Below are 1316 nucleotides of genomic sequence, written 5' to 3'. Positions count from 1 at the left end.
TTTTTTGGTCCCCGCCGTGCGCCGGTTGTTTCGGGGGAGGCGATGGTGGCGACGTCGCACCCGCTGTCGAGCGCGGCGGGGCTCGAGATGCTGGCGGCGGGCGGCTCGGCGGTGGACGCGGCGCTGGCGGCGGTGGCGGTGCAGTGCGTGGTGGACCCGCACATGACCGGGATCGGCGGCGACGCCTTCGTGCTCTACGCGCCGAAGGACGGGCCGACGGTGGCGCTGAACGGCTCGGGCCGGGCCCCGGCGGGAGCGAGCGTGGCGGCGCTGGCGGCGGCGGGGGTGATCGGGGAGATCCCGCGCACCTCGGCCCATGCGGTGACGGTGCCCGGCGCGGTCTCGGCCTGGACCCGGCTGCACGCCGACCATGGCCGGCTGGAGCTCGGCCGGGTGCTGGCGCGGGCGATCGGCTATGCCCGGGAGGGCTACCCGGTGGCGCCGCGGGTGGCGTTCGACTGGGCGGGCGAGGCCGCGATCGTGGCGCAGGACCCGCACGCGGCGGCGCTGTTCCAGCCGGGCGGGCGGGTGCCGGTGGCGGGGGACCGCCACGCCCAGCCGCGGCTGGGCGACCGGCTGGAGGCGATCGCCCGCGGCGGGGCGCGGGCCTTCTACGAGGGGCCGGTGGCGGCGGCGATGGTCGCCCATCTGAGGAGTCTCGGCGGGCTGCACACCGAGGAGGATTTCGCCGCGGGGGCGCAGGCGGCGTTCTACACCGCGCCGATCGCCGCGGACTATCGCGGGGTCACGGTGGAGGAGTGCCCGCCCAACGGCCAGGGGCTGGCGGCGCTGATGCTGCTGGGCATCCTGTCCCGCTTCGACCTCGGCGCCGGGATGGCGCCGGCCGACCGGGTGCACCTGCACGCCGAGGCCTCGAAGCTGGTCTACCACCACCGCGACGCGCTGATCGCCGATCCCGCGGCGATGGGGGTGGGGGTGGAGGAGCTGCTGGCGCCGGCGACGCTGGACACGCTGGCGGGGCGGATCGACATGGGGCGGGCCGGGGTGCCGGCGCTGTGGAGCGAGCCGGAGCACAGGGACACGGTGTATGTCTGCGCGGTGGACCGGGACGGCAACATGGTGTCGTTCATCAACTCGATCTTCCACGCCTTCGGCTCGACCCGTCTGGACCCGGTGAGCGGTGTGCTGTTCCACAGCCGGGGTTCGCAGTTCCGGCTGATCGAGGGCCACCCCAACGCGATCGAGCCGAACAAGCGGCCGCTGCACACCATCATCCCCGGGCTGCTGCGGAAGGACGGGGCGGGGCTCGGGGTGTTCGGGGTGATGGGCGGGCAATACCAGGCCGCCGGCCACGC

The 1316-nt window shown here is 75.2% G+C and carries 1 protein-coding gene; it reads left to right on the top strand.

What is annotated here, in order from left to right:
* Positions 1-1316 (top strand): gamma-glutamyltransferase family protein (locus tag KHC27_RS00800; RefSeq protein ID WP_246518632.1); only part of this gene is annotated, 1316 nt, incomplete at both ends.

Origin of the sequence: Ancylobacter lacus (assembly GCF_018390635.1) — a bacterium.
Lineage (GTDB): Bacteria > Pseudomonadota > Alphaproteobacteria > Rhizobiales > Xanthobacteraceae > Ancylobacter > Ancylobacter lacus.
Note: the sequence above shows the minus strand (reverse complement) of the source record. Positions and strands in the feature narration are given on the sequence as shown.